At 41.7% G+C, this 22,011-nt stretch carries 18 protein-coding genes and 1 rRNA gene; 10 read left to right on the plus strand and 9 right to left on the minus strand.

The window, feature by feature from the left end:
- Positions 1 to 23: 23 nt before the first annotated feature.
- The 4 genes from rrf to FJR05_RS04745 all read left to right on the plus strand — a co-directional run bounded on the left by rrf (position 24) and on the right by FJR05_RS04745 (position 5,155).
- A 5S ribosomal RNA gene (gene rrf / locus FJR05_RS04730) occupies positions 24 to 141 on the plus strand.
- 339 nt (positions 142 to 480) lie between these two features.
- Positions 481 to 2,040: a C-3',4' desaturase CrtD gene (crtD, locus tag FJR05_RS04735; RefSeq protein ID WP_168643032.1), complete on the plus strand. Its 1,560-nt coding sequence runs from the start codon at positions 481 to 483 to the stop codon at positions 2,038 to 2,040.
- 193 nt (positions 2,041 to 2,233) lie between these two features.
- A complete protein-coding gene (locus FJR05_RS04740) occupies positions 2,234 to 4,423 on the plus strand; it encodes a transglycosylase SLT domain-containing protein (protein WP_168643033.1) in 2,190 nt (729 codons plus the stop codon).
- A 135-nt stretch (positions 4,424 to 4,558) separates the two neighbouring features.
- Positions 4,559 to 5,155 (plus strand): Uma2 family endonuclease, encoded by a 597-nt coding sequence (locus FJR05_RS04745; protein WP_168643034.1) that lies wholly within the window; start codon positions 4,559 to 4,561, stop codon positions 5,153 to 5,155.
- Between the two features lie 21 nt (positions 5,156 to 5,176).
- Here the strand turns inward: FJR05_RS04745 and FJR05_RS27560 are convergent, their stop codons facing one another.
- From FJR05_RS27560 to FJR05_RS04785, 9 genes are all read right to left on the minus strand, one after another.
- Entirely contained in the window at positions 5,177 to 5,305 is a 129-nt protein-coding gene (locus FJR05_RS27560; RefSeq protein WP_256376171.1) for a hypothetical protein, read from the minus strand.
- Positions 5,295 to 6,404, minus strand: a complete 1,110-nt coding sequence (locus FJR05_RS04750; protein ID WP_254446727.1) for a response regulator — start codon at positions 6,402 to 6,404, stop codon at positions 5,295 to 5,297. Before FJR05_RS04750 ends, FJR05_RS27560 begins: the two co-directional genes overlap by 11 nt.
- Positions 6,405 to 6,491: 87 nt before the next feature.
- Positions 6,492 to 7,109 carry a response regulator gene (locus tag FJR05_RS04755; RefSeq protein WP_168643035.1) on the minus strand — a complete coding sequence of 206 codons (618 nt, stop codon included), beginning with the start codon at positions 7,107 to 7,109 and terminating at the stop codon, positions 6,492 to 6,494.
- Between the two features lie 318 nt (positions 7,110 to 7,427).
- Positions 7,428 to 8,201: an ion transporter gene (locus FJR05_RS04760; RefSeq protein WP_168643036.1), complete on the minus strand. Its 774-nt coding sequence runs from the start codon at positions 8,199 to 8,201 to the stop codon at positions 7,428 to 7,430.
- 69 nt (positions 8,202 to 8,270) lie between these two features.
- On the minus strand, positions 8,271 to 8,765 hold the full coding sequence (locus tag FJR05_RS04765; RefSeq protein WP_168643037.1) for a hypothetical protein: 495 nt from the start codon (positions 8,763 to 8,765) through the stop codon (positions 8,271 to 8,273).
- Between the two features lie 209 nt (positions 8,766 to 8,974).
- Positions 8,975 to 11,077: a pentapeptide repeat-containing protein gene (locus FJR05_RS04770; RefSeq protein WP_168643038.1), complete on the minus strand. Its 2,103-nt coding sequence runs from the start codon at positions 11,075 to 11,077 to the stop codon at positions 8,975 to 8,977.
- A gap of 59 nt (positions 11,078 to 11,136) precedes the next feature.
- A complete protein-coding gene (locus FJR05_RS04775) occupies positions 11,137 to 11,469 on the minus strand; it encodes a hypothetical protein (RefSeq protein ID WP_168643039.1) in 333 nt (110 codons plus the stop codon).
- Positions 11,470 to 11,475: 6 nt separating this feature from the next.
- Positions 11,476 to 12,021, minus strand: coding sequence for a nucleotidyltransferase family protein (locus FJR05_RS04780; protein WP_168643040.1), 546 nt, complete (start codon positions 12,019 to 12,021; stop codon positions 11,476 to 11,478).
- Between the two features lie 762 nt (positions 12,022 to 12,783).
- Positions 12,784 to 13,707, minus strand: a complete 924-nt coding sequence (locus tag FJR05_RS04785) for a LysR family transcriptional regulator (protein WP_168643041.1) — start codon at positions 13,705 to 13,707, stop codon at positions 12,784 to 12,786.
- Between the two features lie 117 nt (positions 13,708 to 13,824).
- On the opposite strand from FJR05_RS04785, the gene FJR05_RS04790 reads away from it, so the two are divergent.
- The 6 genes from FJR05_RS04790 (at position 13,825) to FJR05_RS04815 (ending at position 22,001) form a co-directional block, all read left to right on the plus strand.
- Positions 13,825 to 14,259 carry a DUF4079 domain-containing protein gene (locus FJR05_RS04790; RefSeq protein WP_256376172.1) on the plus strand — a complete coding sequence of 145 codons (435 nt, stop codon included), beginning with the start codon at positions 13,825 to 13,827 and terminating at the stop codon, positions 14,257 to 14,259.
- A 91-nt stretch (positions 14,260 to 14,350) separates the two neighbouring features.
- Positions 14,351 to 15,049, plus strand: coding sequence for an intradiol ring-cleavage dioxygenase (locus tag FJR05_RS04795; protein WP_371416800.1), 699 nt, complete (start codon positions 14,351 to 14,353; stop codon positions 15,047 to 15,049).
- 57 nt (positions 15,050 to 15,106) lie between these two features.
- Entirely contained in the window at positions 15,107 to 15,973 is an 867-nt protein-coding gene (locus tag FJR05_RS04800; RefSeq protein ID WP_168643044.1) for an SDR family oxidoreductase, read from the plus strand.
- Positions 15,970 to 16,797, plus strand: a complete 828-nt coding sequence (locus FJR05_RS04805) for a class III extradiol ring-cleavage dioxygenase (RefSeq protein WP_217385518.1) — start codon at positions 15,970 to 15,972, stop codon at positions 16,795 to 16,797. Before FJR05_RS04800 ends, FJR05_RS04805 begins: the two co-directional genes overlap by 4 nt.
- Positions 16,798 to 17,172: 375 nt before the next feature.
- Complete coding sequence (locus FJR05_RS04810; protein ID WP_168643045.1) at positions 17,173 to 18,387, plus strand: RNA-guided endonuclease TnpB family protein; 1,215 nt, start codon at positions 17,173 to 17,175, stop codon at positions 18,385 to 18,387.
- A 47-nt stretch (positions 18,388 to 18,434) separates the two neighbouring features.
- Positions 18,435 to 22,001: a PAS domain S-box protein gene (locus tag FJR05_RS04815; RefSeq protein WP_168643046.1), complete on the plus strand. Its 3,567-nt coding sequence runs from the start codon at positions 18,435 to 18,437 to the stop codon at positions 21,999 to 22,001.
- Positions 22,002 to 22,011 lie beyond the last annotated feature (10 nt).

The following is a 22,011-nucleotide window of genomic DNA, read 5'->3' on the forward strand; positions in this document are numbered from 1 at the left end:
ACTTTTGACTTCCGCAAGGTTTTCCTGGTGTCTATGGCGCGGTGGAACCACACTGATCCCTTCCCGAACTCAGAGGTGAAACGCTGCTGCGGCGACGATAGTTTAGGGGTAGCCCTACGTCAAAATAGCTCGATGCCAGGTTTATTTTTTAACAACATCACCTCCTCTATTCAACTAGAGGGGGTTTTGTTTTTTGGGTGATACAAACACGCAATTACTCTCATCAATGTTTTGCTTTCCCAAAACCTTTTTATGAGCAAATAACGAAATAGTGCATTGATAAATATGAGTCGTCTGTTATATTTTATATCTGCCAGATGAGGAGAAAATTCAAGACATAACCAAAAATGAATTTATCAAAAGCATATTTTTGCTAACCTTGGCAAGAATACTATTGCCCAGACTACATGGATAATGTTTTTTGTCAATGTGTAAGTCCTAATATCTTATTAAGTCCTCTGAAATTGAAGTTAATCATCAATGTCAAATCTTACTGATACAAAAAATCAATCGCGTGTTATCGTCATTGGTGCGGGTATAGGTGGACTTACAGCTGGAGCATTATTAGCACATAGAGGCTATAATGTCCTCATTCTTGACCAAGCAATTGTTCCGGGTGGTTGCGCTTCCACTTTCAAACGTCAAGGATTTACTTTTGATGTTGGTGCGACGCAAGTAGCGGGTTTAGAGCCTGGGGGAATTCATCACCGCATTTTCTCAGAGTTAAATATAGAATTACCCACTGCGACACCTTGCGACCCAGCTTGTGCTGTATTTCTTCCGGGAGAATCTACACCCATTAATGTTTGGCGTGATTCTCAAAAATGGCTTGCAGAACGCCAAAAACAGTTTCCAGGAAGTGAACCTTTTTGGCAATTATTAACGACTTTATTTAATGCTAGCTGGGAATTTCAAGGACGTGATCCGGTTTTACCACCTCGGAATTTATGGGATTTAGGACAATTAATTAAAGCTGTCCGTCCGAGTACATTTATTACTGCACCTTTCACTTTATTGACTGTGGGAGATGCTTTGCGATTATGTGGTTTAGGAAATGATCAACGACTGCGGACATTTTTAGATTTACAACTGAAATTATATTCTCAAGTTAGTGCGGAAGAAACGGCTTTGCTTTATGCAGCTACAGCTTTGAGTGTATCCCAATTACCTCAAGGATTATTTCATTTGCAAGGAAGTATGCAAGTTTTGAGCGATCGCTTGGTAGAATCTTTAGAACGGGATGGTGGTAAGTTATTAATGCGTCACACCGTTGAAAAAATCGAAGTTGCCCATAACCAAGCTAAGTCCGTCATCATTAAAAATCAGAAAACCGGGAAAACTTGGACAGAATCAGCAGATCATATAGTTGCTAATGTCACCGTCCAGAACTTAGTTCAATTATTAGGAGAAAATGCTCCTTCTGGATATAAACAAAGGGTCGAAAAGCTTCCACCTGCTTCCGGTGCTTATGTGATTTATTTGGGTGTAGATAAAAGTGCAATTCCTCCTAATTGTCCACCGCATTTACAATTTTTATATGATGTAAATAAACCTATTGGCGAAAATAATTCCCTATTTGTATCTGTGAGTCATGAAGGAGATGGTCGCGCCCCATTAGGAAAAGCCACAATTATCGCTTCTTCCTTTGTTGATTTTATCCCCTGGTGGGAAACTCAAAATTATCAAGAGTTAAAACAAAAATTTACTCAAGATGCCATATCCAAACTTTCTGAATATTTCTATCTCAAACCAGAAACTATTATTCATGTAGAAGCTGCTACGCCTCGCACCTTTGCTGATTATACAGGTAGAGAAAAGGGAATTGTTGGTGGTATTGGTCAAAGAATTCCTACCTTTGGACCATTTGGTTTTGCGAATCGAACACCTATTAATAATTTGTGGTTAGTTGGTGATTCTACTCATCCTGGAGAAGGGACTGCGGGCGTTAGTTATTCAGCTTTAACGGTAGTTAGGCAAATTCAAAGTCAAGGGAATAGGCAAGAGGGAATAGGCAAGAGGGGGACAGTCCTACATAATTGAGGGCGGGGAGACCCCGCCCCTACAATCTGTTTTGATAGAATTAAAGAGAGATTGCATTTATCTAAACTAGCGGAAAGTCTGGCATCATAGGCGTAAAAATTGGTCAGGGGTGTTACCCTAATGATAAGGTTGCCAAAATATTCATCTAATCGCCAAATTTCTCCGTGAGACGCTAGGTAAACAGCGAGTATCAATGTTGAAAAAACTACAGAAAACACAAATTTATCTGCTTGCTGGTGCTGGACTATGTGCCTTTTTAGCCGGGGCAATGGTATCAGCGCCCCAAGCCGGTAAAACTATTAGTCAATGGTTGAACTTGAGTCAGAGTAAGCCGGAAAAACTATCTGAGGCGACAAAAGCTAAGTCAGTTGTTTTTTCTCTATTGTCTCAATCTGTACCAGAAAGATTAACAAAACTTACGGAAATTGCTGAAAAAGGTAGTTCCCCAGATCGGGAACGCGCCCGTTATCTACTCTCTTGTGATTACGTAGAAACTTCCCAAGGTAAAAAAGCCCTGAGTCTATTGACAGGACTGGAAAAAGATTATCCTGTATTAGCACCTTATATTTTACTTAAACAAGCCCAGGCTCATGATATTTTAGGTGAAGATAATCAAGCTTCTGATTTGCGCCAAAAGGTGGTAAGAGAATATGGCAAAGAAGCAGCCGTAGTTAAGGCTATATATGCGATCGCTCAACCAAAATTAGCAGATCAAGCGATCGCTCAATTTCCCTCCCATCCCCTCACCTGGGAAATTATCCGCAAACGGTTAAAAGATAACCCCAATCAACCCAAATTACAATTAATCTTGGCTCAATACGCCGCAGATGAGCCGGGAATTGTGGGCGTATTAGATCAATTGGTAAAACAGCCACAACTCAAACCCACAGATTGGGAACTCATTGGTTCAGTCTATTGGGATAACAATGAATTTACCAAAGCTAAAAATGCTTACGTCCAAGCCCCAAAAACAGCCACCAGCCTCTATCGTATCGCCAGAGGATTACAATTAAATAAAGAACAAGATCAAGCCATTGCAGTTTATAAACAACTACTACAAAAATTTCCCACCGCCAAAGAAACAGCAACCGCCCTATCAAGATTAGCCGATATTGCTAAAGGGAAAGATGCCATTATCTATCTTGACCAAATAATTAATAAATTTCCCGATCAAGCACCTCCAGCATTAGTCAGAAAAGCCAAACTTTTAGCATCTCTAAAAGATAATAAATCAGCCAATACGACAGAGAAATTATTGCTAGGTAAATATAGTAGCAGTGATGAAGCCGCAGAATTTCGTTGGAGAGTCGCTCAAACCAAAGCCAAAAACAATGATTATTTAGGAGCATGGCAATGGGCGCAACCAATTACTATTAATAACAAGACTAGTATTTTAGCTCCTAGAGCCGGATTTTGGGTAGGCAAATGGGCAACGATACTAGGCAAACAACAGGAAGCTATTACTGCTTATCAAGCTGTAATTAGTGAATTTCCTCAATCTTATTATGCGTGGCGTTCTGCTAGTATTTTGGGTTTAAATGTGGGGAATTTTAATACTTTGCGCGTGATGAATCCGGCAATTATTCCCCCTCAACGTCCTGTCCCTCCCGCCGGTTCTCAGACTTTCCATGAATTGTATTTACTAGGACAAGATCGTGATGCTTGGTGGCAATGGAAAACAGAATTTAAAAATAAAAAGCAGCCCAGTGTCGCTGAACAATTTACCGAAGGGTTAATGAGACTAACTAAAGGTGAATATCTCATTGGTATTGACAAAATCTCTAAATTAGAAGACAGGGAAACACCCGCAGAAAAAGCCGAATATGCAGCTTTAAGTCAACAATCAATCTATTGGCAAGCCCGTTATCCCTTTCCTTATTTTCAAGAAATTGAAAAATGGTCTACTTCTCGTCAACTAAATCCTCTCTTAGTTACAGCTTTAATGCGGCAAGAATCCCGCTTTCAATCCAAAATTCAATCCCCCGTCGGGGCAACAGGTTTAATGCAAGTTATGCCCAGTACAGGGGCATGGATAGCCCCACAAATCGGTTTAGATTTCAAAAAACTCAGTCTAGAAAATCCCAATGATAATATTATGTTGGGGACTTGGTATTTAGATCATACTCATCAACAGTATGGCAATAATTCCATGTTAGCGATCGCTAGTTATAATGCCGGTCCCGGTAACGTCGCCAAATGGCTACAAACTGTACCCAAACAAGATCCCGATGAATTTGTCGAAGAAATTCCTTTTGACGAAACAAGAAATTACGTCCGCCAAGTTTTTGGCAACTACTGGAATTATCTCAGACTTTATAACCCCGAAGTTTCTGCCATAGTCAGCAAATATTCAGCAACACACCCACAATTACCACCAAATTAATCAAACCGTAGGGGCGCAGGGCCTGCGCCCTTAATCAATTTCATAATATTTAATCCGATGTCAAATTTATTTTCTAGCCTAAACTAGATAAGGAGGAACTTAGATAAAATACAAACTAAGAAGAGGTCATCTTCCATGATTGCAACTCCCAGCTATAACTATCTTTCCCTCACAGAATATCTCCAAGGGGAAGAAACCAGCCCTATCAAGCATGAATACAGAGACGGAGACGTTTACGCAATGGCAGGGGCTAGTAATACTCATGTAGTTATTACGCTCAATATTGCTTCAATGCTGAGAAACCATCTACGTGGTACTGGATGTCAAGCCTACATTGCCGATACTAAAGCACACATTGAATCAATAAATACATATTACTATCCCGATGTCATAGTCAGTTGTGACCAAAAAGATAAAGCCTTTCATAACTTTTTGCGTTATCCTTGTTTAATTATCGAAGTCCTATCTCCCACCACAGAAGCCTTTGACAGAGGTGATAAATTTGCTGATTATCGCCACTTAGAATCACTTCAGGAATATGTATTAGTAAGTCAAACGCGGGTAAATGTAGAAATTTTCCGTCGTAATTCCGAGGGACAATGGGTATTTTATAGTTATGGACAGGGAGAAAATGTTCATTTATCCAGTGTAGATTTTCACTGTCCCACAGAAGATGTCTATGAAGACGTGAATTTTGAATCCCCTGCTGTGGAAAACGTAACTAATTCTTGACTGGGCGCAGGCCCTGCGCCCCTACGCTCCTTTTTTCTTCCTTTCTTCTTTATTCTTCCTTCTTCCTTCTTCCTCCTGACTCCTGACTCCTGACTCCTGACTCCTGACTCCTTGACTCTTGACTCCTGACTCCTTGACTCTAAATTTCAACCATAAAAATTGCCCCCGTTGGATAATTTCCCTCTACACTAATATGTCCACCATGAGCTTCAACAACCATTTTACAGAAAGCTAAACCTAAACCAATTTGATATGCACCTGTAATCAGATTTCCTACTTCATATTTAGCAAAAATTACTTCTCTTAATTCTTCCTTCACACCTGGACCAGAATCAGCTATTTGAATGATGAATTTTCCTGATGATGTGTAATTAGCAACAAAAGAAATTTGACTTTTTTCTGGTGTGAATTTAATCGCATTAGACAGTAAGTTATCAATTACTCGGCGGATGAGATTGGCATCTAAACTGACTGAAATTCCCGGTGCTGGTAGTTTAGTAATTAATTCTAGATCTTTTTTAGTTATATTTAGTTCAATATCGGCAATAGCAGTAGAACAAAGATCAAAAATATCAGTATCTGTTCGTTGAAGAGTGATCTTACCAGAATCTAATTTAGCCATGATTAGCAAACTATCAATCATGGATTGTAATTTTTGAGCGCTCGTAATAATTTGGCTAGTTTTTCTCTCCTGACGTTCTTGTGAATATTCTGTAATTCGCAAAATTTCCGCAGACATAATGATAGCTGTCAGAGGATTTCGCAAATCATGAACTATCATATTAGAAAGGTCTTCTCGTAAACATAAAGTTTCTTGTAAAGCATCATATTGTTGTTTAATTCTTAACATGGAACGAGTCCGCGAACGTAATTCTAATCCATTAATGGGTTTGCTAATAAAATCATCAGCACCCGCTAATAGACATTGGGATAAATCTTCTTTACTAGAAAGGGCTGTCACCATAATTATAGGAATATGTTTCCAATGAGAATTGGATTTAAATTTTTTGCAAAATTCGATACCATTCATTTCTGGCATCATGACATCTAATAAAATTACATCAGGTTGAAAATAGTCCAAAAGATTCAGTGCTTGTTGTGCATTGTTAACATAGCTTAGTTCATAGCCTTGACTATCTAACAACGTATCAATTACGTCAAAATTATCAGGTTCGTCATCAATAATTAAAATTTTAGGCAATGTAGACATATCTAAGGGTTGCTGATAGCATAGCGTGGCGTAAGCCATAAAAGCTTATTTGGTTAAGAGTAGGATTTAGGAAGAAGTAGGAAGAAAGCAGAAAATTTATTTATCAACATAATATGTGAAGTTAATTTAGTGCGGCATATTTAAAGATAAGTGTTGAGTTAATAAGTCTTGAATTTTAGCCAGGAGAATTTTTAACTTGACTGGCTTAGTAAAATATTCATTTGCTCCCATTGCGATACATTTATTCCGGTAGATTTGCTTATCACTGTTACTAGTATCATCACTGTTATTATTAGGCACATTTAAGCCATGAAAAGCAATAATAGGTATATACTGAAGTTGTTGATCTGCACGTAGCAATTTAATTATTGCTATTTTATCTATATCTGACATGGGTATGTCTACGAGAATCAAATCAGGGTTTTCTTTTTTGGTAATATTTACACATTCTTCGTCATTTTTGACTAAAATAGTTCGATATCCCCTAGCTTCTAGATAATTAAAAATCGTGGTGATATTAGCTTGAGTATCATCACCAAAGAGAATGATGGCAGAATAATTTTTATGAGCATGGTTAGTGGTTGTTGATACGATAGATTTTTGATTATGCGTCTCCTTTGGCAAGACATGACTCCTAACTACTAGTTCCTCTCTGTATGGTATATCTACTCGGAAAGAACTACTATGATCAACTTCACTTCTAACTGTGATTTTACCCCCATGTAGTTCTACTATACTCAACACGGCTTAATTACTTGATTTTATGGGTAGGGGTTTAGCAGTGCTAAACCCCTACAAATCTGGGGTTTTCGTAATTTTACAAAAGTCCATATCTCAACCGTTTTTAGTATATCAAGGAAGTAAGTAGCATAATTCAGGATTCAGGATTCAGGATTCAGAAGGATGGTAGACAATTTCTTGTCTGCGTCCTGTAACTTTTGGCAAATTTATTTATTTTTAACTGTAACTTGTCAATTATTCATTTTTATATCACTATGCACGCGTATAATATCCATAATAAACAGTTAACCCCCTCTTCCCTCTTCTGCTTTCTTCTGACTCCTACAATTGTTTACCGCACCTTTTACAAAATCCGGCATCTGCATCATGAAAAGCTAAACCGCACCCTTGACAAACAGTTTCCACCTGATTTGCAGTTTTTACCAATCTTCTAATTAAATCACCAATCTGCCAAGGAATCAGAGCTACTCCCGTTAAAATCATCAATACCGTTAGTAAGCGACCTAACTCAGAAATTGGTATCACATCACCAAATCCTACAGTTGTCATGGTCACAACTGAGAAATAAAAAGCATCTAAAAAAGTATCAAAATTCTGGGGATTAACTGGATGTTCAACTTGATAAATTAACCCGGAAAAAACAAAAACTATTGCAAATAAAGTAAATAATATCCTCGCAAAAATTACACTATCTTGATTACTGATACTACCAATTAAAAACTTTTTATCAATAAATCTCAGCAAACGCAAGATTCTAAACCAACGTAATAGTCGGATAAAACTAATATTTACTAATCCTATAAAAGATGGCAAAATTGAGATTAAATCAATAATTGCATAAAAACTCAGAATATATTTAATTCTATCTTTTGTACTCCATAAGCGCAGTAAATATTCTCCAGCAAAAATTACTAAAACACAATTGTCTAATACTCTTAACTCCCAGCGAGCTTCTTGAGAAAGATCATAAGTTTCTGCCACAAAAATTCCCGATGATACTAAAACTAACAAAGAAATAGTTACACTAATCACCTTACCTACAGGAGTTTCTATGTCTGTTAAGTAAAAGTCTATTTTTTCTCGGTTTAGCACCATCTTTTCCAAAATTAACCAAAATTAAACATTAAAAATCAAAAGGTTAAAAAAATTTTTACCAATTAAGAATTAAAATCTTAATCCAACTCCACCTTGTAAGGATAAAGCTGTACCACCAGTATTTCGGTAGGCATCAAAGGCAATAATAGCATTACCAAAAATCACAGTATTACTATTAGGAATAACATAGTCAATTCCTGGTTGCAAAGCAAAGCTAATTTTATTACCAACAGGGGAAGGGGTATCACCACTGGTTAAGACTAAACCAGCACCTAAATAAGCATCAGTTTGCCAGTTGAGAGGGATGTCATAGGAAACAGTCGGGACTACTGCTGTTCCCTTACCAATTAAAGCTTGAGTGCGGAAAGAAATGGGTGTTTCTAGTAATTTGTAGCGAAAAGCCAGGACTCCACCCAATTGAGTCCCATCTGTCAATCCTACGGTCGGACCAATACCAACATAACTGCCATAAGCTACTTGTGCCTGTGCTGGTCGAGAGTTTACCACTAAACTCAAAACTGTTCCGATTCCCATTACCCCAAGCCAACATTGAAAACGTTTCATTACCCCACTCCTGACACACTCTGAATTTAATTTAACAATCCCCGGTCTAAAAAGCTAAAACATGAGCGTAGTTCTGTGAATAATTATTCAGGGCAAACTTATCAATTTTTAGCTTGCGTGGCGCATCCACCTAATATCTTATCGCTTTATGGCTAATCTTTAAGGGTTTTTGGTATTTTGCTTATAAAATACCTCATCCCCTTATATGATTATGGACAACGGGAATTTAGTCCACCTTGAGTACAAATAAATGCCAATTGTTGCGGATCTAAATTTTTAGCTTGACTGAAATCTACTCCTTTAATTGAGGCATTTTGAGAACCAATATCAGGTGTTTCCACAAACTGATCTGCTGGATTTTGTTTACCAACAAAGAGAATTGTGCCTTGAAAATCTGCTCCAGCGACATTAGCTCCTTGTAAGTCAGCACGACTTAAATCAGCATTTCGCAAATTAGCGTTTTCTAAGTTGGTCGAGCGTAAACTAGCACCAGTAAGGCGAGTGGCACTTAAGTTAGCATGACTGAGATTAGCATAATCTAAATAGCTTTCAGATAAATCTGCACCTTGCCAATCTGTTTTAGTTAAGTTCGCGTAGGCTAATTGTGTACCAATGGCAGAAACACGGACTAGATGGGCAGCATATAAATTTGCTTCTGTTAAGTTGGCGTTGCTTAAATCGGCATTTGTAAGGCTGGCATTTTCTAAAATCGCATTGCGTAAATCTGTACCTACTAACTGGGTACTACTGAGATTGGCATTAAATAAACGGGTGTAGGATAAGTTAGATTTGTTAAGATTAGCTCCACTTAAATCACTCCGACTCATAGGAACCCGACTCAAGTTGGTATTACTTAAGTTAGCTTGTTTTAATTGAGTGTTGTTTAAATCGGCGATCGCATCATCGTAAGTATCCCCACGTCCATCTTCGCCGACGCTGCGGAAACGGCTACCTTGGAAGTTAGCTTGGTTAAGATTTGCTGATTTCAAGACAATTCCTGATAAATCAAGGTTGTTTAATACCAAGTTAAATAAAGGCTTTTTCCCAGATGCTTGAGAACCTAATTGAGCATTACTTAAATCAATCTTGTTAATTTTGCCATTATAGGCCAGAATTTTATTAATTACTTGCTGGGTGAGAATTAACTGATTTTGCCTAATCTCCCCATTGGCACTTTTACCCATAGATGCTAGTTCTCCCGCGAGAAACTGATTCATCCGGTTTAATTCGGGGATGGCTTTAAAACCAGCATTAGTTAAGGCTTGTTGAATGGTATCCAAGGTTTTGGGGTCTGTTTCTTTAACTAATAAGTCAATTAATAATTTAATGGATTGTTTATCATCAACACTACCCAGGGCTAGAATAACTCTTTGTCGGTCTTCGTTGGTAACGCCGTTGTTGGGATTGAGTGATCTGATGAGTTCAAGAAACTTTTGACTATTAGTTTGTTCGCTTCTCCGCTGGTTTTCTTGGGTTTGGATGTAGATTTGTGTACCTATTAAGGTTGATAACACAGCAATCATGCTAGTTAAACCTACTAAAAACAGGCTGATAGTAGGGTTATTTCTGGGGGAAGAAGGGGGAGTAGATTGTTGATTTGCTGCACTATCTGCATTATTTTCGGTTGCGGTTGAATGTTCTTCAGCAGGGATAACAGTGCTTGTTGCATCTATTGTGTATGTCCCTGCAAGTTGATCATGGAAGGAGCGGCGATGCTTTTGGTTAGGCCAGCCTTTTGATTCTGCTAATATCATTAACATTGCTAAAGATGTAAACAGAGCTAGGTTGGGAAAAACAAAGCTGTAACGCCAGAGTAGATATGCTGCGGAAACTGGTATTGTCCAACGTCCTAATCCTTCTCTAACGATAACTGCGCTCAAACCTGGAGTTTCTCCGGCAATGTTAACTACTCGCACACCAAACCACCGTTTAGGAATGGTGCTACCTGTTTTAGCCAGTAAATACAATTGCCACCCACAGAGACTTGTAGGCAATAATAGGGCTAATGTCCACAGGATATTGGTCGGCCAGGCGACATTGCGAATACCATAGCTGATGGGTAATGCTAGTGGTCGGGCGATCGCTTTTTCTGTGACTACCAAGACAGGATTCAGCGGCACTCGCTGGATCTCGCTACGAGAATTTACATATACGCCTAAACTATAAGGAACTAACCCACTGGCAATAAAGAGTGTTATTTCCACCGTCCAAGCCACAAAACGCCTCGTCGCTAATGGTGTAATCTTAACTTTTTTCGGTTCTTTTGGGCGGCTAGACTGACTACTACTTTTGCCGATCATTGGATTCGCCATTGCATAATTACCTGTGATTTTTTTACGCCACCATTGGCATGATTAAAATAGGCTATTGCTTATTTTCCTTGTCCATTAGCAATAAAAAATTTGTATCCAAGATACACTAACAATGTCAAAACCGCCAGACTAATTACAGAAGCAACTAGAGCAAATACTGTTTGCAACATCCAAACGGTTATCAACATGACTATACCTGTAACTGCCAGCTTTTTAATTGTTGATAAACCATTAAACCAATTTCTGGATCTTTCTAAATATAAGTTCCATCGAGCAACTTTAGTTACAGGTGTCTGTGCTGCGGATTGATGAGCATTTACACCAGCAGATTTGATTTCTGCTTCTAGGTTTTGGAGACGACGTTGTAAATCTTCTTCGGGTTGAGAGTTCATAAATCTTTATTCATCTTTTATTAACAGCAAACAAGGACATTTTTGCAAAAAACTGGCTGCCTTTGCCTCAGCATCTGGATTATTAATATGTGTGGGTGTTGGTCGAATCATCCCGGTAAATAAATCATCTAATCCGTAGGGAGTAAAAAATTGCCATTCTCCCTGTTTGTTCATGCGAACCCCTACAGCAGTTGCCGTATGCAACCAATTTCTAATTCCATCTTCTGTGCTATTATAGGTCATTCTTCCAGCCCGCCAATGCCCAAAACTGGCTTGATTTTTAACATCAAACTCCTGTTCGGGAAATTGGGTTTTGAGAGTAGACTTGGCGAATAATTCTTGGTCACGGTTGCCGATTTCATCAAAAAAAGCAATATCAAAATCTTTGATAAATAAATCACATTCTTTTCCCAACAAAGCACGCCAAACTGTATTTCTGACTGCACCTCCAGCTAACCACCAGTTAGGTAACTCCAGTTGGGCTATTGCGGGTAAGACAGTGGCAATAATCGAATTAGTAAGAATGTTTTGTAGTTGTGTATTATTATTCATAATATCTGATGTTAGATGAGTATGGATAATGTCAGTAACTCAGCCCTAAAGGGACTGAGCTTGTAAGAAATTACAAGCTGTACTGACCAGTCTAAGTCTTAACTGACTACGTTTTTTGAGTCACGACACCCTGGAATGCGTAGCTAGTTCCCTGCTCTGTCATTTGCAATTAAACAGTTTTAAAGTCACTGAAACAGTGTTGCAAGTCTAAAAAGCTCTTAAAACATTGACGAAGCTAACATCACCCCGAAAGGGAGGCACATCGCGTGCAACACATTATGCGTACAGAGTTGGGAAATTTGAATCGGTAATTGTCCCGTTGAAAGTACACCACAAAAGTACCCCGAATTTCTTAACTCCAAGGCGGTAATGAAAAAAGATTCAAAGCGGTTAAAACCGCCCGTGCGATCACTGAGCTTGTCGAAGTGTCGCTTCCCTCTCAGGGCTTAAGCCTCTGAGTTTCCTACTTACTGGGTATCCTTATGAACATAGATAATAATACTTTGGATTTAGTGGCTGGGGGATTAGCGATCGCTATTCTGATAGGAGGAATGTTGATGATGTTTACTACCATCTTCAGCACTAAAAAATAATTTTTTGCTCCAGGGACTCTCCTGAAATTCGGGGAGGAACACCCGTCCGAGGGAGGGAATCATCGCAAAAACAGCAACCAAGGCTGTAGGTGTGGCACTTGCAGCAAATTGTCATCAAACAAAGTCCATTTCCCAACCGTGTTTAGTATAAGCGATCGCTCCAATGTTTTTAGTTTTCATGGTTGCACAAGCGATCACGAATAAAATCTCGAAAACAAGTCACCTTGGCAGGCAACAATCGCCAACCTTCGTGGAGTAAATAGAGATAGCTGGATTCCCCTAGAGACCATTCAGAGAGAACAGGCATCAAGCGATTTTCCTCCATAGAGTCGCAGCCAACGGTTCGACCCAAAAAACTAGGTAGTAATGCAATTCCAGCACCCGCGATCGCCATAGTTTGGAGATAGGTAAAATCATTCGCCATCATTCGAGGCTGGAACTTCATTGTGATGCGACGATTGCTTTGCTGGAAGGTTAAAGGTTTATTGCCAGGAAAGCGTTGATGGCAGAGAATAGTATGCTGACTGAGTGCATCGGGATGTTGGGGCGTGCCATGCTGGGCTAGATAATGGGGACTGGCGAAGAATTGTAGCGAGATCGACATTAAGCGATAGAATAAATAATCCGCATCGGGCAATGTTTTGGCGACACGCAAGGCAATATCAATTTGATGGGTTTTGAGATCGAGCATTTGCTCCGACAGCACTATATCCAAGCGAATCTCTGGATAGCGATCGAGAAATTCTATTATCAAGGGTGGAAAGATGGACAGCCCCAAATCCATTGGCATGGTAATCCGCAATAAACCCGATGGAGCTTGGCGGCTATTGCTCAATTCCGTTGCTCCTTCATCCAACATCGCCAATGCCTGCAAACTGCGATGATAAAACGCCATCCCCGCTTCAGTGGCAGAGACCGACCGAGACGAGCGATTAAGCAATTTCACCCCTAACTGCTTTTCTAACCGAGTCATGCGACGGCTCACGCTCCCCTTCGTTTCCCCCAATAGTTCGGCGGCACGGGTAATTCCACCGCAATCAATAATGGAACAGAGCGATCGCAGATCAGCCAAGTCGCCGCTAAATTTTTCCATCGTAACAAGTTTTCATTTTAGCAACAATGAGTTTCAAATTTGCTCATTGTTTCATAACATCTTACTAATTATCATAGGATTTATAACAATTTTCTAACTTAAGAAAGGCAAAATATCATGCCATTTATCCATCCTGCCATAATGTGGGGGGCAGTTGGTTTATACCTGTACGTCGGCTATCTCGGTTGGCAGTCCCGCCGAATTAGGTTCGTTAAAGGAGAAACCCGCAAAGAATTGATCCAAAACCATGTGGGAGCCAAACACGCGAAAGTAGCTCCTTTGTTACTGGGATTGTTGCTAGTTGGTGGGGGAATAGGGGCGATCGTCAGTTATCAATTTACGAAGGTATTTTTGGGTGGGCTACACGGAAAAATCGGAGCCTTGATGATGCTCCTGATTATCGGTTCTGCAAGTTTAGCTCCCATAATGCAAAAAGGTGTTGCTTGGGCAAGACCCGCGCACGCTGGAATCGGCATTCTGTTGTTGCTTTTGTACCTATTTGAGATTCCCAGTGGAATGGAAATTGTGCAAGCAATTTTAAAAACTAGCTAGATCCACAAACATCAGTCAATATGGAACAACACCGTAGCAAAATGAAAAACAACCAATGCGTAGAATCACCGCAATCCAAACCCGTCGCCAAGTGCTAGGGTTCCTTGGTGGAACAACGGTTATCTCACTGATAGGATGTCTACAGAGAAAATCTGCCGCAGATTCTTCAATTCAAGCATTAGCGCCAAAATCTTCTACTTGCCTAGTCAAACCTGAACAAACTGAAGGACCTTATTTCATCAATGAAAGGCTCAATCGCGCAGACATCCGTTCTGACCCCTTGGATGGCTCGATCCGTCAGGGAGTGCCATTGCGGCTAGTCTTTCAAGTTTCTCAGATCAGGGATAAATCTTGTCTTCCGTTAAGTGGGGCGATCGTCGATGTTTGGCATTGTGACGCTGAGGGAATCTATTCGGATGTGATCGATCGCAGTTTCAATACCGTCGGCAAAAAATTTCTGCGTGGTTATCAGGTGACAGATGGGAATGGAACGGCGGAGTTTATCACCATTTATCCTGGACAGTATCCCGGTAGAGCTATCCACATCCACTTCAAAATTCGCGCCATCTCTGCATTCCAACAAGGCCAAGAGTTTACATCACAGCTTTACTTTGATGATGTCCTGAGCGATCGCGTTCATGCCCAAGCTCCTTACCGAAAGGAAGAACAACGCACCCTCAATCGTGAGGATGGCATCTTTCAAAGGGGGGGTGAACAGCTTACACTCCAACTTACTCAAGCAGCAGAAGGTTATGTAGGAAGATTTAATATTGCGCTGGAGCAGTCTTAAAAGTTATCTAGAAATCTCTCCTTGTGTTGAATCTCATTTTATCTAGGAAAAACAAACATGAATACGAATGAACGTCTACTTGTCACTGGCGCATCTGGTCATCTCGGACAACTAGTAGTGGAAGCACTACTCCAGGTGGGACAGACCAACCTGATTGCCACCACTCGCCAGCCAGAAAAGCTCACTCACTTCGCCAGCCGTGGGGTTAAAGTCCGCGCCGCCGATTTCAACCAGCCAGAGAGTTTAGTGTCAGCCTTTGCGGGAGCTACGCGCCTACTGTTGATCAGCACGATGGATGTTGGTTCACGCATCCCACAACACAAAACGGCGATCGCGGCTGCTCAGGAGGTGGGTGTCCAGCACATCATTTACACTTCTGCCCCAAATCCCGACCATTCTCCCTCGTTGGTCGCGCCAGACCACGCCGCTACCGAGCAGCTAATCCGGGAATCAGGGCTAACTTATACCTTTTTGCGGAACAATCTCTATGCTGAAAATCTGTTCTATACCTTGCCTACTGCCCTGAAGGCTGGGGTGCTATTAGGCTGTGCTGGAGACGGGAAAACTGCCTATGTGCATCGGAGTGATTGTGCCGCCGCCGCCGCAGGTGCGCTTTTGCAAGCTGAAAAATTTGCTAATGTTGCCCTAGATATCAGTGGACCGATCGCCTATACCCACAGCGAACTAGCTGAACTGGTAGCTAAAGTGACCGGCAAGAATTTCGTCTATCGTGATGTATCGCCAGAAGAATTACAATCGGCCTTGGTAGAGGGCGGACTTCCCGATCCCTTCGCACAATTATTTGTCGGCTTCGATCGCGCCATGCAGCAGGGCGACCTAGCCGCAGTCACCGATGCTGTCCAACAGCTATCTGGACATAGCCCGCAAGATATCACTGAACTGCTGCGAGGGGGATTGCATTGAGCGATCATTGGACTATCCCAACAACACCTCTGCCATTACCAACCTATTTTATTTCTCACGGTGGTGGTCCTTGGCCGTGGATGAAAGACCAAATGTCCGATTTTGAAGCTCTAGAAGCTTCTTTACAAGCCATGCCACAAGCGATCGGCGCGACTCCCAAGGCTATTTTGGTGATTTCAGGACATTGGCAGGAGTCTACTCTCTCTCTATCTTCGGCAGCACAGCCCCCGATGATCTATGACTATTCTGGCTTTCCTGCCCATACCTATCGGGTGCAATATCCTGCGCCGGGTTCACCCGCATTGGCGGAACAGGTGCGCGAGTTACTCAGTTCAGCAGGTTTTGCCGTCAATTTAAATCCCCGCAGAGGATTCGATCACGGGACTTTTGTACCTTTAGCCGTAGCCTATCCCGAAGCAACAATTCCTGTTGTCCAGCTATCCATGCAGCGCGATTACGATCCCGCGTTTCATCTAGCTGTGGGACAGGCGATCGCCCCTTTGAGGCAAGCTGGGGTCTTAATTATCGGTAGTGGCTTGAGCTATCACAATCTCCGCCAATTGGGTCCTCAAGCAAAGCAGCCTTCCCATCAGTTTGATCAGTGGCTCACTGAAACCCTCTGCACCATGAAGGGGATGATGCGTCACCACCAACTCACCCGCTGGAGTCAAGCCTCTGCTGCTCGGATGGCCCATCCCCAAGAAGATCATTTAGTGCCGTTGTTTGTGGCGGTGGGAGCAGCGACAAATGAATTAGGCGATCGCGTCTACCATGAGGATGCGTTGTTCGGTGGGGTCGCAGTTTCGAGTTTTCGATTTGGTTGATGCACCTGAGTTGTGATGGTTTTCCCACCCAGAGCAAAAGTAAAATCTCTAAAATACTTATCCAGTAATGATCCCAGGGAGTATATCTCTCCCGCAAAGCCATAGGTATAAGTTGGCTGTGCGCCACTTACAACTCATTTAGGATTGCGTTACATATGATATAAATGGAAGGTATATTTAAACTCCATCTTTACAGAAATATCCGGTAAGTGTAAAGCTCAGTGGCTTTAGCCCCGAGATATAAGCGACACGGGCAGTTCGGCACGCTCACTGACCACGGTTTTAACCGCCTTCAGTCATGTACTGCCAAATATCTTGACAATTTTACACTACAAAAAGTAGTATAACATTGGAGGTAAGGGGAAGGTAAAAACGATGCTTGTTTTTGAGTTTAAAGTTCATGGGAAATCAATTCAGTTAACAGCAATAGATGATGCAATTCGTACTGCCCAATTCGTTCGTAATAGCTGTATTCGGCTATGGATTGACGCTAAAGATATAGGTAAAAACGACTTGCAGAAATATTGCGCTGTCTTAGCTGCTAATTTTCCATTTGCTAATGAACTTAATTCGATGGCGCGACAAGCTAGTGCTGAAAGAGCATGGTCTTCTATCTCTCGGTTTTATGATAACTGCAAGAAGAATATTCCTGGGTTAAAGGGATATCCTCAATTTCAAAAAGATTGTCGTTCTGTTGAATACAAAACATCAGGATGGAAACTTGCTTCGGATCGTAAATCCATCACTTTTACCGATAAAAAAGGTATCGGGCGATTAAGAATTAAAGGGACTCGTGACCTTCATTTCTACCAAATAAATCAAATCAAACGAGTTAGATTGGTTAAACGGGCTGACGGTTATTATTGTCAGTTTTGTATTGATGTTAATCGTCAAGAAGATATAACACCATCAGGAAACACGATTGGATTGGATGTAGGATTAAAAGAATACTATACCGATTCTAATGGCGTAATGATTGAGAATCCTAAGTTTCTGCGTATTGGAGAAAAGGTTCTTAAACGTTCACAACGTAGCGTTTCCAGAAAAGTCAAAGGGTCAAAAAATCGAGGCAAAGCTAGACAGATTTTAGGAAAACGCCACCTCAAAATAAGTAGGAAACGTAAAGACCATGCTGTGAAATTAGCACGGTGCGTAGTTCAGTCTAACGACTTGATATCCTATGAAGATTTGAGGATTAAAATTATGGTGAAAAATCATTGTCTAGCTAAGTCTATTAACGACGCATCTTGGTATCAGTTTCGTGTCTGGCTTGAATACTTTGGGAAAGTATTTAAGAGAGTCACGGTGGCGGTAAATCCGCAATATACTAGCCAGGAATGCTCTAGCTGTGGTGAAGTTGTTAAGAAAACTCTATCTACGAGGACACACGTTTGTCAGTGTGGCTGTGTGATGGATAGAGATGAGAATGCAGCTAGAAATATCCTTAGTCGAGGATTAAGTACCGTAGGGCATACGGGAACTTTCATGCTAGACATGAGCAACGCTTTAGGAGATAAGACCTCTATTCAGGTTGGAGAAATCCTGTCTGAGCAAGTCATGTCTTTGATTAAAGAATCTCAGTCACTTTAGTGCTGAGAGTGTCAATTCTGTCTGAATTATAAGGGTTCACTTCAACTATGTTAAGCAATTTGGAAGCGGCAATTGTGCAAAACCCTTTAGTTGCAGGGGGCGAGGCAACTGTGCTTTCAGCAGTAGAACAGATGAGTAACCTGAGTAGGCAGGAGATAAATGAGGACAATACATCATCAACCTGTGTAGTAATTGTGTCCGATGGGCTAAAAGTTTTAGGAATCTTGACTCAGCCAGACGTGATGCGTCTAGTAACCCAACAGCAGCCGATCGCCCAACTGACACTGAGGCAATTTTGGCAGCAACGATCGCCTTCAGCTAGTTTAATAATTTCAGAATCCGACTTGAAAGATTTGCGTAATATTAACGACGCGATCGCCTACTTTGAATCGTCACAAATTACGCATTTAGCGATCGTAGACGCACAAGATCAACTGGTTGGTGTACTCCAGCATGAATCCCTCAAACGGCTGAGATGTTCCATCATTTACGAAGCCACTGCTTCGCTCTTGGCTATCCAACAAAAAATTCATGAACGAATTGCCCAAGGTTCGCCACTTTCAGAGGTATTGGGTGATTTGCTACTAACGATGGAAACCTATTTGAGGGGTTCTAGTTGTTCGATTACACTCTGTCGGGATGGACGCTTGAGTGATGTGATCGCACCAAGTTTACCGCAGGACTATGCAGTGGCATTAGTGAAGGCGAATTTACCGATCGCCGAGGGGGTGGGTAGCTGTGGAACTGCGGCATTTCGGCGCGAGTTGGTCGTGGTGACGGATATTGAGCATGATCCCCTATGGCAAAAGGACAAAGCCTTTGTCCTCTGCTATGGATTACAAGCCTGTTCGTCCATGCCGATTTTTGCCAGCGATCGCACTTTATTAGGTGCGTTTGGCATTTATTATTACGAGCAGAAAGCACCTCAAGCTCAGGAGCTAGACTGGATCGCTCAGGCTGCCAATATTGCAGGTATTGCGATCGAGCGAGATCGAGCCGTACAAGCTTTGCAGCAGCTAAATCACGAACTGGAAAATCGGGTGCAAGTGCGAACAGAGGAACTGCAAGAACGGGAACAATTTTTGCAGACGGTACTGGATACATTTCCCCTTTCGGTGTTTTGGAAAGATGTCAATTCGGTGTATTTGGGATGTAACCAGAATTTTCTGGACGATGCGGGACTTCAGACGATCGCACAGATTATTGGCAAGACGGATTATGAAATGCCTTGGAAAGAGACGGAAGCGGATGTTTACCGAGCCGATGATCGGGCAGTAATCGAGAGTCAAACAGCCAAACTGGGAATTGTGGAAACTCAACATCAAGCTAGTGGTCAAACCATTTGGGCGGAAACTAACAAGTTGCCTCTCCGCAATCTGCAAGGTGAGGTGATCGGCGTGTTGGGTACTTATCAAGATATCAGCGATCGCAAAGCTGCTGAAAAAGCTCTGATGCTTAAACAAAGTCACCTCGCGGCGCTGATGAATAATATTCCCCACCTTGCTTGGATTAAGGATGAACAAAGTCGGGTTATTGCGGTAAATGAACCCTTTGCCCAAGCCTTTGGCGTTTCGGCTGAGGAATTAGTCGGTAAAACAGCTTATGATATTTTCCCAGCAGACTTGGCTCAAGCTTATCATGACGATGATGCTGCGGTCTTACAATCTGGTCAACGCAAAGTAGTGGTGGAACGTAGCAGAAAAGCTGATGGAACTTTAGGGTGGTTTGAAACAACTAAAACGCCCTTTAGGGATGATCAGCTAAATATAGCTGGAACAGTAGGGATTGCGGCGAATATTACCGATCTTAAAACGCTGGAGCTATCGTTAAAAGCCAGTGAGCGCCGCTATGCCAGTCTCGCGGCGGCAGCTCCAGTCGCTATTTTTCGCTTTGATGAGCCACTTAACTGCGTTTATGTCAACGAGCGCTGGAGTGAACTGAGTGGGCGACCCATAGAATCAGCCTTGGGACATGGTTGGATGGAATCATTGCATCCCGACGACAGTGAGCAAAGCATAGCCGAATGGACTGAATACTACGCCAATTCTAATCCTGAGAGTCAGATCATTCATGGCAGCGAAGGTCGGCATCTCCGTCCAGATGGCTCTACAACATGGTGTTATATCCAAGTGGCGAAGGAATTTGATGATGATGGCAACGTAGTGGGCTATATCGGCACGCTGACCGATATTACCGATCGCAAAAATATTGAACTCACCCTCCAAGAAAGTCAAACCCAATTCCGCCGCATGACAGAAAGTGTGCCAGGGATGATTTTCCGCTATGTTTTACATCCTGATGGTCGTGATGAATTAATCTATGTCAGCCCCCAAGTACAGCAGATTTATGAACTCACCCCTGAAGCGGTGCGTCAGGATATAAGTTGTCTCTGGGCAAGAATTCACAAGGAAGATGTTCCTAAGATGCAAAGAGCCGTTCAGGATTCGGCTGCTTCCCTCCAACCCTATTTCGTTGAAGGACGTTTGCTCTTGCCGAATGAACGGGTGAAATGGATACAAGTTATTTCCCAGCCCGATCTCCAAGAGAATGGCGATATTATTTGGGATGGTGTGGTGATTGATGTTAGCGATCGCAAAAATGCTGAAAAGAAATTGCAGGATCTATCCAAACGATTGGAACTTGCGATTGAATCTGCTCAAATTGGCATTTGGGAATTTGATTTTTCCAATAATCGTCTATTCTGGGACGATAGGATGCTGGCTATTCATGGTGTATCACCCGAAGCATTTCATGGTACTTACGAGGATTGGAGTAGTCGTGTGCATCCCGATGATTTGCTCAAAGCCCAGCCCAACCTTTCACAGGAACAAGTCAGTTACAGCACGGAATTCCGCATCATTCGCCCCGATGGTGCAGTCCGATGGATCATGGTTTCCTCCTTTAGTCAGCGCGATCTTCAGGGGGAATTATTGCGTATAGTAGGAGTGAATCTTGATATTAGCGATCGCAAAAATACCGAACTTGCACTTAAAGACCTATCAGATCGTCTGGAATTTGCCCTCAAAGGAGCCAATATTGGTATTTGGGAATGGCAAATAAATGAAGGGCGTTTGCTGTGGGATGAACGAATGTTTAGCCTTTATGAAGTTTCGCCAGAGGAGTTTTCTGGTAAATATGAAGATTGGCTCCAGCGCGTTCATCCTGATGATCGAGATGGGGTACAGCAAGCTGAACTACAAGCCTATCAAGAGGATAAAGAATGTCGGGTCGAATTTCGGATTATTCGCCCCGATGGCACAATCCGCTTTATTGATTCCTACGTCTTCAACCAATATAATGCCCAAGGTGAAATCCAAAAGAAGGTTGGGCTAAACATTGATATTACTGATCGCAAACAAGCACAACTACAATTGCAGCGCATTAATGAAGAACTCATCAAGGCAACTCGCCTCAAAGATGAGTTTCTTGCCAATATGAGCCATGAATTACGCACCCCTCTCAACGCCATTTTAGGGATGACGGAAATCCTTCAGGAGGAGATTTTTGGAGACTTAAATGAACGGCAAATGCAATACCTCCAAACCATTGAGAAAAGTAGCAACCATTTACTAGTGGTCTGTCAAGCAAAAAATTGTGAATTTGAGAGAGAATAGGGGGGCTATT

Source organism: Dolichospermum sp. UHCC 0259 (assembly GCF_009711935.1).
In the GTDB taxonomy this organism is placed as follows: domain Bacteria; phylum Cyanobacteriota; class Cyanobacteriia; order Cyanobacteriales; family Nostocaceae; genus Dolichospermum.

Excerpts from the sequence above, each read along its gene's own strand:
- FJR05_RS04750 (WP_254446727.1), bottom strand. The coding sequence starts at position 6,404 with ATGGCTTACGCCACGCTATGCTATCAGCAACCCTTAGATATGTCTACA.
- FJR05_RS04790 (WP_256376172.1), top strand. The coding sequence starts at position 13,825 with ATGCCATTTATCCATCCTGCCATAATGTGGGGGGCAGTTGGTTTATAC.
- FJR05_RS04800 (WP_168643044.1), top strand. The coding sequence starts at position 15,107 with ATGAATACGAATGAACGTCTACTTGTCACTGGCGCATCTGGTCATCTC.
- FJR05_RS04815 (WP_168643046.1), top strand. The coding sequence starts at position 18,435 with ATGTTAAGCAATTTGGAAGCGGCAATTGTGCAAAACCCTTTAGTTGCA.
- FJR05_RS04745 (WP_168643034.1), top strand. The coding sequence starts at position 4,559 with ATGATTGCAACTCCCAGCTATAACTATCTTTCCCTCACAGAATATCTC.
- FJR05_RS04780 (WP_168643040.1), bottom strand. The coding sequence starts at position 12,021 with ATGAATAATAATACACAACTACAAAACATTCTTACTAATTCGATTATT.
- crtD (WP_168643032.1), top strand. The coding sequence starts at position 481 with ATGTCAAATCTTACTGATACAAAAAATCAATCGCGTGTTATCGTCATT.
- FJR05_RS04760 (WP_168643036.1), bottom strand. The coding sequence starts at position 8,201 with ATGGTGCTAAACCGAGAAAAAATAGACTTTTACTTAACAGACATAGAA.
- FJR05_RS04775 (WP_168643039.1), bottom strand. The coding sequence starts at position 11,469 with ATGAACTCTCAACCCGAAGAAGATTTACAACGTCGTCTCCAAAACCTA.
- FJR05_RS04765 (WP_168643037.1), bottom strand. The coding sequence starts at position 8,765 with ATGAAACGTTTTCAATGTTGGCTTGGGGTAATGGGAATCGGAACAGTT.
- FJR05_RS04785 (WP_168643041.1), bottom strand. The coding sequence starts at position 13,707 with ATGGAAAAATTTAGCGGCGACTTGGCTGATCTGCGATCGCTCTGTTCC.
- FJR05_RS04740 (WP_168643033.1), top strand. The coding sequence starts at position 2,234 with ATGTTGAAAAAACTACAGAAAACACAAATTTATCTGCTTGCTGGTGCT.
- FJR05_RS04770 (WP_168643038.1), bottom strand. The coding sequence starts at position 11,077 with ATGGCGAATCCAATGATCGGCAAAAGTAGTAGTCAGTCTAGCCGCCCA.
- FJR05_RS04810 (WP_168643045.1), top strand. The coding sequence starts at position 17,173 with ATGCTTGTTTTTGAGTTTAAAGTTCATGGGAAATCAATTCAGTTAACA.